Source organism: Roseomonas sp. TS2, assembly GCF_058833935.1.
Window position 1 is genome coordinate 1 of the sequence record NZ_JCACVY010000179.1, and the last position, 9,052, is coordinate 9,052.

At 71.8% G+C, this 9,052-nt stretch carries 9 protein-coding genes; 4 read left to right on the forward strand and 5 right to left on the reverse strand.

Annotated elements, in window-relative coordinates:
* Nucleotides 1-178 precede the first annotated feature (178 nt).
* Nucleotides 179-688 (reverse strand): pyridoxamine 5'-phosphate oxidase family protein, encoded by a 510-nt coding sequence (locus ACZJYS_RS20130; protein WP_109518446.1) that lies wholly within the window; start codon nt 686-688, stop codon nt 179-181.
* Nucleotides 689-878: 190 nt separating this feature from the next.
* On the opposite strand from ACZJYS_RS20130, the gene ACZJYS_RS20135 reads away from it, so the two are divergent.
* The gene (locus ACZJYS_RS20135) at nt 879-1,661 is read left to right on the forward strand and encodes an enoyl-CoA hydratase/isomerase family protein (RefSeq protein WP_109518445.1); all 783 of its coding nucleotides are present in this window, start codon (nt 879-881) and stop codon (nt 1,659-1,661) included.
* Nucleotides 1,662-1,788: 127 nt separating this feature from the next.
* Here ACZJYS_RS20135 and ACZJYS_RS20140 read toward each other — a convergent pair whose 3' ends face one another.
* Genes ACZJYS_RS20140 through ACZJYS_RS20150 form a run of 3 tightly spaced genes read right to left on the reverse strand, consistent with a single transcriptional unit; the run spans nt 1,789 to nt 4,632 of the window.
* Nucleotides 1,789-2,694 (reverse strand): prephenate dehydrogenase/arogenate dehydrogenase family protein, encoded by a 906-nt coding sequence (locus ACZJYS_RS20140; protein ID WP_493180085.1) that lies wholly within the window; start codon nt 2,692-2,694, stop codon nt 1,789-1,791.
* The gene (gene hisC / locus ACZJYS_RS20145; protein ID WP_493180086.1) at nt 2,687-3,775 is read right to left on the reverse strand and encodes a histidinol-phosphate transaminase; all 1,089 of its coding nucleotides are present in this window, start codon (nt 3,773-3,775) and stop codon (nt 2,687-2,689) included. The genes ACZJYS_RS20140 and hisC overlap by 8 nt, the downstream gene beginning before the upstream one ends.
* A gap of 5 nt (nt 3,776-3,780) precedes the next feature.
* Nucleotides 3,781-4,632: a chorismate mutase gene (locus ACZJYS_RS20150; protein WP_109518442.1), complete on the reverse strand. Its 852-nt coding sequence runs from the start codon at nt 4,630-4,632 to the stop codon at nt 3,781-3,783.
* A 128-nt stretch (nt 4,633-4,760) separates the two neighbouring features.
* Between ACZJYS_RS20150 and metX the strand changes: the two genes are divergently transcribed.
* Nucleotides 4,761-5,927 (forward strand): homoserine O-acetyltransferase MetX, encoded by a 1,167-nt coding sequence (gene metX / locus ACZJYS_RS20155; protein ID WP_493180087.1) that lies wholly within the window; start codon nt 4,761-4,763, stop codon nt 5,925-5,927.
* A gap of 192 nt (nt 5,928-6,119) precedes the next feature.
* Complete coding sequence (locus ACZJYS_RS20160; RefSeq protein ID WP_379651478.1) at nt 6,120-7,445, forward strand: MFS transporter; 1,326 nt, start codon at nt 6,120-6,122, stop codon at nt 7,443-7,445.
* Nucleotides 7,446-7,601: 156 nt separating this feature from the next.
* Here ACZJYS_RS20160 and ACZJYS_RS20165 read toward each other — a convergent pair whose 3' ends face one another.
* Nucleotides 7,602-7,817, reverse strand: coding sequence for a hypothetical protein (locus tag ACZJYS_RS20165; protein ID WP_109518439.1), 216 nt, complete (start codon nt 7,815-7,817; stop codon nt 7,602-7,604).
* 231 nt (nt 7,818-8,048) lie between these two features.
* Here ACZJYS_RS20165 and ACZJYS_RS20170 point away from each other — a divergent pair.
* On the forward strand, nt 8,049-9,052 hold a 1,004-nt coding region (locus ACZJYS_RS20170), incomplete at its 3' end, for an ABC transporter permease (RefSeq protein ID WP_493180088.1).

The following is a 9,052-nucleotide window of genomic DNA, read 5'->3' on the forward strand; positions in this document are numbered from 1 at the left end:
GGCGGGAAGGGGGTTGGTCCCGCCCCGCGCCATTCTGGCCCTGGGCACTGGAAAGCCATGCTGACATCGCGGCCTCTCCATCTTCCGCCTCCTGGCGGCGAGGGGCATTTTCATCACAGGAGAGGAGAAGTTCAACCTTTTGGTTCAAATTTTCGTGAATCGGCCGCGACGAAGGCTTTCAGCCGCTGAAGCTGACCTTGGCGTTTTCGCCGCTGGTGTCCGGCTTGCCGCTGACCAGCGACTGGGCATAGCCGAAGGCGAAGCGGAGGCTGGAGGAGATGCCGTCCCAGTATTCCGCGCCCTCGATCTCGACGCCGATCAGCGCCACCTTGTCGCTCTCCGGCCCCTCGGGCAGCCAGGTGCGCACGCCCTCGGTCCAGACGGCGCGCTTCTTCGCCACGTCCCGCACCACCCGGCCGCGGCCGAAGATGGAGACGTAGTCCTGGCTGCGCGTGTCGGCATAGCCCAGCAGCACCCGGGAATCGCCTTCCAGCTCGGCGATCTTCGGGCTGTCGGCGCGGGTGAAGAACCACAGGGTGCGGCCGTCGGGGTCGGGCTTCTGGGTGCGCATCGGCCGGCCGCGCAGGCGGCCCTGCTGGTCGATGGTGGTGAAGATCGCGGTGCCGATCTCGCCGATCATCTCGCGCACCTTCATGCGCATCTCGTCGTCGTTGCGGTCCGTGTGCATGGGTTTCTCCCGTCGTCGTCCTGCCGGTCCAAACCCCGGGGGCCGGGGAAGGGTTGCCCGGCGCGCCCAGGCCGGTGTTGCCAGGGCTGGCGTTGACAGGGCTGGCGTTGACAGGGCTGGTGTTGACGAGGCCGGCGTTGGCGGGGCTGGCGTTGACAGGGCCGCCGCCTGCCCGCACCGTTCCGCCACCATGATCCACCCGAACCTCCGCGTCAGCCGCGACGGCCCGATCGCTACGGTGCTGATCGACCGCCCCGAGAAGCGCAACTGCCTCGACCTGCCGATGTGGGAGGCGATGGGCACCACCTTCGCCGCCCTCTCCGCCGATGAGAGCCTGCGCTGCGTCATCCTGCGCGGGGCGGGCGAGGCCGCCTTCTGCGCCGGCGCCGATATCGGCGGCTTCGGCGAGGATTACGGCGGGCGGGAGAAGGACCGCCGCTACGCCGCCGGGCTGGATTCGGCGCTGGTCAACATCCGCGACTGCACGCACCCGGTGGTGGCGGCCATCTCCGGCTGGTGCATGGGTGGCGGCGCCGGCCTGGCCACGGTGTGCGACTTCCGGGTGGGCGGCGAGGGGATGCGCTTCGGCATCCCCGCCCGCAAGCTCGGCATCTGGTACCCCTATGTGGCGCTGGAGGCGCTTCAGGCCGTGGTGGGCTACGCCGTGGCCTGCGAGCTGATGATCGAGGGCCGGGTGCTGGACGGCCCCGAGGCCCTCTCGCGCGGCCTGCTGACGCGCTGCGTGCCGGATGGCGCGGTGTTCGAGGAGGCCGGAGCGCTGGCCGCACGCATCGCGGAGGGCGCGCCGCTTTCCAACCGCTTCCACAAGCGCGCGCTGCGGCAGCTGCGCGGGCCGATGCCCATCCCACCCGAGGAGATCGAGGCCGCCGGCCGCTACGCCGAGACGCAGGATTTCCAGAACGCGGTGAAGGCGTTCCTGGCGAAGCGCGCGCCGGTGTTCGAGGGGCGGTAAGGGGAAGTCATCTTCTTTTTCTGAAGAAAAAGAAGCAAAAAGACTTTGTCAGTGGGGCGTTGCACTATCGGCCAGCGACCGCCCAACCGGCAAAAGTTTTTTGGTTCTTTTTTCCAAAAAAGAACCCTTACGCCTGCTTCAACTCGATCAGCGTCCGCCGGATCTTCCGCCCGCGCCGGATGCGGTCCTCGATGAAGCCGGCCTCCCCCCAGCGCACGGCGCGGCCGAGGGCGTGGGCGTCCTCCGAGAAGCGCGCCAGCATCTCCAGCAGCGCCTCGCGGTTGTTGAGGAAGACGTCGCGCCACATGTCCACGTCGCTGGAGGCGATGCGGGTGAAGTCGCGGAAGCCGGAGGCGGCGAATTTCAGCACCTGCTCGCGCGTCTCCTGCGCCAGGTCGTCGGCGGTGGAGCAGATGGTGAAGGCGATCAGGTGCGGCAGGTGGGAGACGATGGCCACCACCTTGTCGTGCGTCGTGGCGTCCATCGCCTCGATCATGGCGCCGGCGCGCTGCCACAGCGCCTCCACCTTCGCCCGCGCCGCGGGGTCGGTGCCCTCCAGCGGCGTCAGGATGACGTAGCGGCCCTGGAACAGCGTGGCGAAGCCGGCATCGGGGCCGGAATGCTCGGTGCCCGCCATCGGGTGGCCGGGCACCAGGTGCACGCCCTCGGGCAGCAGCGGCAGCAGGTCGCGCAGCACGGAGCCCTTGGTGGAGCCGGTGTCGGTCAGCACGGCGCCCAGGGCGAGGTGGGGGGCGATCGCCGCCATCAGCGCCGCGAAGGTGCCGACGGGGGTGCAGAGGATGACGCCGTCGCAGCCCTCCACGGCGCGGGCCGGGTCGGTCTCCACCACATCGGCGAGGCCCAGCTCCCGCACGCGCGCCGCGACGCCCGGGCCGCTGTCGCAGGCGACCAGCGTGGCGGCGATGTCCCCCCGCTCGCGCGCCAGCCGCGCGAGGGAGGAGCCGATCAGCCCGAGCCCGATGATGCAGAGGCGCTGGAAGACCGGCTCGGCCCCGGAGGTTTCCTCAGCCATGGGCGAAGCTGTCGATCACCATCTGGCATTCCTCGGCGGTGCCGATGGTGATGCGCAGGCACCCCGGCAGCCCATAGCCGCCCATGCCGCGCACGATCAACCCGCGCGCCTTCAGCTTCGCGTCCGCCGCCTTCGCCCCCTCCGGCGAGCCGAAATCGATCAGGATGAAGTTGGTCTCGCTTGGCCAGACGGTGTGGCCGGCGGCGGTCAGCGCCGCCGCCACCTTGCCGCGCCACTCGGTGTTGTGCGCGACGGATTTCTCCACCCAGCCCGGCTCGGCCAGCGCCGCCACGGCGGCGGCCTGGGAGGCGCCGGCCACGTTGAACGGCCCGCGCACGCGGTTCAGCACGTCGATGATGTCGGGGGCCGCGTAGCCCCAGCCCACCCGCATGCCGCCCAGGCCGAAGATCTTGCTGAAGGTGCGCAGCATGATGGTGTTGCCGGCGGCATCGACCAGCGCCTCGCCGGGGTCGTAGCCGGGGGCGGTGACGTATTCGGCGTAGGCGCTGTCGAGCACCAGCAGGATGTCGTCGCGCAGGCCGGCGCGGAGGCGCGCCAGCTCGGCGTTCGGCAGCAGCGTGCCGGTCGGGTTGTTGGGGTTGGTGAGGAAGACGATGCGGGTGCGCGGGCCGACGGCCGCCAGCATCCCGTCGATATCGGCCTGCATGCCGCCGCCCGGCGCCGGCACCTCGGCCACCTTCAGCACCCGCGCGCCGGAGGCGCGGCCGGTGATGTCGTACATCATGAAGCCGTAGGCGGACATGATGACTTCCGTGCCCTCGCCGGCATAGGCGGTGCAGAGCAGGGTGATCAGCTCGTCCGAGCCGTTGCCGCAGATGATGCGCGCGGGGTCGAGGCCGAAGCGGGCGCCGATCGCCTCGCGCAGCGCGCGCGCGTTGCCGTCCGGGTAGCGGTGCGCCTCGCGCGCCGCCTGCACGATGGCCTCGATGGCCGCCGGCGGCGGGCCGAAGGCGCCCTCGTTGGAGGAGAGCTTGATGATCCGGTTGACGCCCGGGATCTTCGACTCGCCCCCGACATACGGATCGATCGACAGGATGGAGGGGCGCGGCGGCACGGTCATCGGCGTCATTCTTCCGGCTCGGGCTCGGCATAGGCGCCGAGGATCTGCAGGCGGGGGAAGGGCAGGGCGCCGAGGCGCGGGTCGCCCTCGGCCAGGAAGCCCTCGATCTCGGCCAGCGCCATCGGCGTCGGCGATTCGCGGCGCAGCAGCCAGCGCGGCGCCAGGCCGGCGGTGTTCAGGAGGGAGAGGATGCGGGCGCGGGAATGCTCCGGCAGCGGCTCGAAGCGCAGCAGGCTGCGGTCCCGCCCCGTGGCGTCCGGCGCCAGGGGGGAGATGGCGAAGGCCTGGGGCGGCGCCTTCTCGCGCCCGCCATCCCGCGCGGCTTCCAACGGCGCCAGGAAGGGCAGGGCGGCGACTATGTGTAGCCGCGGCGATTCCATCTGTGTCCACCACGCCGCCTCGGGGCGCTCGCCCTCCTGCGGCGCGGGCAGCACGGCCACGGCGGCCTCGCCGCTGGCCAGGCTGGCCAGCACGCGGGTGGGGGTGGGGTGCAGGCGCAGCGGCGTCAGCAGGCCGAAATGCGCGCGGGCCAGCCGCGCCAGGGGCGACTCGACGCCCGCCTCGCCCTGCGTCGCCACCGAGAAGCCGCCCTGCTGCGCCAGGGAGGAGGCGATGATCTCGCGCCAGAAGCGCACCACGGCCGGGCGGGCCAGCGCCCCCCGGTTGCGCTCCAGCAGGCGGCGCAGGATCACGGCCTCGCGCCCGGGGCGGAAGGTGGGGCCGCCCTGCTTCACCCGGCTCGCGGCCATGTGGGCGACGAGGTCGGCCCGGCGCATCAGCAGGTCGTGCAACGCGTCGTCGATCCGGTCGATCTCGGTGCGCAGGGAGGCCAGGTCGGGGGGGGCAAGGTCGGGCATGGCGGCGCCTCAGCAATAGAGCGCCCCCGCCATTCCGCCAAGGCACAACCGGGCCGCCCGAATCCGCCCGCCCGCCGGCAAGGCGGCGGTGGACCTGCGGCGGCGGCGCCCCTATTGCTGCGGGCGCGATGACCGAGCCGCTTCCTTCCTCCCCCGCCGATCCCGCCGCCCCGGTGGAGCACCAGCGGGCGCATTTCCCCGAGGGCATGGCGCTGGATTGCGGCGCCTGGGTGGCGCCGCTCGACGTCGCCTACCGCACCTACGGCACGCTGAACGCGGCGCGCAGCAACGCCGTGCTGGTCTGCCACGCCCTCACCGGCGACCAGTACCTGGCCGAGCGCCACCCCGTCACCGGCCGCCCCGGCTGGTGGGAGGCGATCGTCGGCCCCGGCAAGCCGATCGACACCAGCCGCTTCTTCGTCATCTGCGCCAACGTGCTGGGCGGCTGCATGGGCAGCACCGGCCCGCGCGCGCCGATGACCGACAGCGAGGGCCATACCCGCCCCTGGGGCACGGATTTCCCCAACATCACCATCCGCGACATGGTGCGGGCGCAGGAGAAGCTGGTCCGCCATCTCGGCATCGACCGGCTGCTGGCCGTGGTCGGCGGCTCGATGGGGGGGATGCAGGCGCTGGAATGGGCCGCCACCTTCCCGCGCATGGTGCATGCCTGCGCGCCGATCGCCACGGCCGCGCACCACAGCGCGCAGAACATCGCCTTCCACGAGGTCGGCCGCGCCGCCATCCATTCCGACCCGGACTGGCGCGGCGGGCGCTACTGGGCGGAGGAGGGGCTGGTGCCGGCCAAGGGGCTGTCGGTGGCGCGCATGGTGGCGCACATCACCTACCTCTCGGAGGAGGCGCTGGCGCGCAAGTTCGGCCGCCGGCTGCGCGGCGCCTCGGCGCTCACCTTCCTCGAGGACGTGTTCGAGGTGGAGAGCTACCTGCGCCACCAGGGCAGCACCTTCGTCCGCCGCTTCGACGCCAATTCCTACCTCACCATCACCCGCGCCATGGATTACTTCGACCTGGCGGCGGAGCATGGGGGGGAGCTGGCGGCGGCCTTCCGCGGCACGGCCACGCGCTTCTTCGTGGCCAGCTTCAGCTCGGACTGGCTGTTCCCCACCAGCGAGAGCCGCGCCCTGGTGCGCGCGCTGAACGCGGCGGCGGCCAGTGTCTCCTTCGTCGAGATCAAGTCCGACAAGGGGCACGACGCCTTCCTGCTGGACGAGCCGGAGTTCCACGCGGCGCTCGGCGGCTTCCTGCGCGGAGCCGCGGAGCGCCTGGGAGTCTGAGTGCGGCGGAGCGCCTGGGAGTCTGAGCGCGGCGGAGCGCCTCGGGGTCTGAGCGCGGCGCCGCAGCCCCGCCCCTTGTGCAACGCAGCATCCAGCAAACACGCCGCGACAAGGCCACCCCGAGACGCAAGATAACCCTGGACCGGCCATGCCGCGCAACGAAGCGCCGCAGCCCGACGAGACAGGCGGAACATGAGCGAGCACAGCCCCCCCGACGCGAGAGCACCCCTGAGCCGGCGGGACCTGCGCACCCTCCTCCTCGCCTCGCTGGGCGGCGCGCTGGAATTCTACGACTTCATCATCTTCGTCTTCTTCGCGGCCGCCATCAGCCACCTCTTCTTCCCGCCCGGCATGCCGGACTGGCTGCAGCAGCTGCAGACCTTCGGCATCTTCGCCGCCGGCTACCTGGCCCGGCCGCTCGGCGGGCTGGTCATGGCGCATTTCGGCGACAAGCTCGGCCGCAAGCGCATGTTCACCTTCTCCATCTTCCTGATGGCGGTGCCGACGCTGCTGATCGGCCTGACGCCCACCTACGCCACGCTGGGCTACGCCGCGCCGATCCTGCTGCTGATCTTCCGCATGATGCAGGGCGCGGCCATCGGCGGCGAGGGGCCGGGCGCCTGGGTGTTCGTCTCCGAGCATGTGCCGCCCGGCCGCGTCGGCCTGGCGGTGGGTATGCTGACGGGCGGCCTCACGGGCGGCATCCTGCTCGGCTCGCTGATGGCCACGGCCATCAACACCGCCCTCGCCCCGGCCGAGGTGGCGGCCTGGGGCTGGCGCCTGGCCTTCCTGGTGGGCGGCGTGTTCGGCTTCCTGGCCATGTATCTGCGCCGCTTCCTGCACGAGACGCCGGTCTTCGAGGCGATGCGCCGACGCGCCGCGCTGACGCAGGGGCTGCCCATCCGGCAGGTGCTGCGCGGCCACCGCCGTGGCGTGGCCGTCTCCATGCTCGTCACCTGGATGCTGACGGCGGCGATCGTCGTGGTGATCCTGATGACGCCGACGCTGCTGCAGCGCCTGCACGGCTTCACCCCCGCCGAGACGCTGCGCGGCAACCTGATGGCGACGCTGGCGCTGACCGTCTCCGCCATGCTGTGCGGCGCGCTGCTGGACCGCTTCGGCAGCGTGAAGGTGGGCGTCGCCGGCGGGCTGGCGATGATCGCCGCGACCTACGCGCTGTATCTCGGCGCCGCCGCGCGGCCGGAGCTGCTGGTGCCGCTCTATGCGCTGGCCGGCGCCACCATCGGCGTCATCACCGTGGTGCCCTATGTGATGATCCACGCCTTCCCGCCGCCCATCCGCTTCAGCGGCGTCTCCTTCGCCTACAACCTGGCCTATGCCCTGTTCGGCGGCCTCACCCCGCTGCTGGTCTCCGCCCTGGTGGCGGCCGACCCGCTGGGGCCGGCGCACTACGTGGGCGCCGTGTCGCTGGTTGGCATCGCCACGCTGGTGGCGAATGGCCGCGCCCTGCCGCCGGAGGCGGACATGCCCGCCGCCCCCGTGGGCGCCGCGCGCTGAGGCTGCCCGCCGCTCCGGAGGCCGCGGCATGAGAAAGGGCGCCGCCCCGACCGGGGCGGCGCCCTTTTCCATGCCGCGCTGCGGCGCGTCACCCGCTCCCGCGCAGCGGGGCCGGTCCGCCTGCGGGCGCCGGCGCCTCCCGGGGAGGAGCCGGTGTCAGTCGGCCACGCCGGAGCGCATCGCATCCTGGCTGAAATGGCCGCACCAATCCTGCGAGGAAACCACCGGCCAGAGGCCATGCGCCTCGGCGCTGGGCTGGCTCACCGGCGGGTTGAAGCGGCACAGCCCTTCCCCGGCCTCGGCCATGGCGGTGTGGTTGTCGAAGAACTTGCACTTGGTGCAGGCGGCGTCGGTGGCGTCGGCGAAGGACATGGTCGCGGTCTCCTCAACCATCAAAGGGATTATGGGAATAGTGCGCGAGGCGCCGGATCGTTCCAGTAACCCGGATGGAGATTTCGCGAGCATTACTGCGAATGATTGTCAGGTACTTTGACATGATAATCATTTGCAAGAAAAGCGCGCCGTTCGCTTCGTCATGGTGGGCCGGGGCCGCGCCGCCGCAAGGCGCTTCCACGCGGGGCCGATCCGCTTTAAGCGCCGCGCATGGCCAAAGCCCTGCCCTCGCCCGAGACCAGCAAAGCCCTGCTCGCCCGCCTGTGGCGCGACTATGTGCGGCACCACCGCGGGGGCATCCTGCTGGCGCTGCTCTGCACGGCGGCGCTGGCCGGCTTCACCGCGCTCTACCCGCTGGTCATCCAGCAGGCCTTCGACCTGTTCACGGAGGGCGACGGGCGCATCGTCTGGCTGGTGCCGCCGGTCATCGTCGTCATCACGGCGCTGAAGTCGCTGGCGCAGTACGGGCAGGCGGTCTCGGTGCAGGCGGTGGTGCTGCGCGTCATCGAGGCGCTGCAGAACGACCTGTTCCGCTCCCTCACCCGCACCGACCTGGCGCTGGTGGCGCGGGAGGCGCCGGCCCGCTACGCCGCCCGCTTCACCGCCGACGCCCAGGCCATCCGCGAGGCGCTGACCAAGGCCATCAACGGCCTGGCGGACGGGCTGACGGTGGTCGGCCTCGTCGCCTCGATGATCTGGCTCGACTGGCACATGAGCCTGATCCTCGTGGTGCTCTACCCGATCGCCGTGGTGCCGGTGATGCGGCTCGGCAAGCGCATCCGCCGCGCCTCGGGCGGCATGCAGGAGCGGGTGGGCGAGACGGCAGCCATCCTGACCGAGAGCTTCGCCGCCGCCCGCGTGGTGCGCAGCTACGGGCTGGAGGCGCAGGAGGAGGGCCGCGCCGCCCGCGCCTTTGCCGACCTGCGCCAGGCGCTGCTCACCATCGCCCGCACCCGCGCCAAGCTGGACCCGATCCTCGAGGCGCTGGGCGGCATCGCCGTGGCCGGCGTGCTCGCCTTCGTCGGCTGGAAGGTCAGCACCGGCCGCGGCACGGTGGGCGAGTTCACCGGCTTCATCACCGCGCTGCTGCTGGCCACCCGGCCGATGCGCGCCCTCGGCTCGCTCAACGCCGCCCTGCAGGAGGGCTTCGGCGGGCTGATCCGCGTCTTCGGCGTGATGGACCGCCCGCCGCGCATCACCGAGCGGCCCGGCGC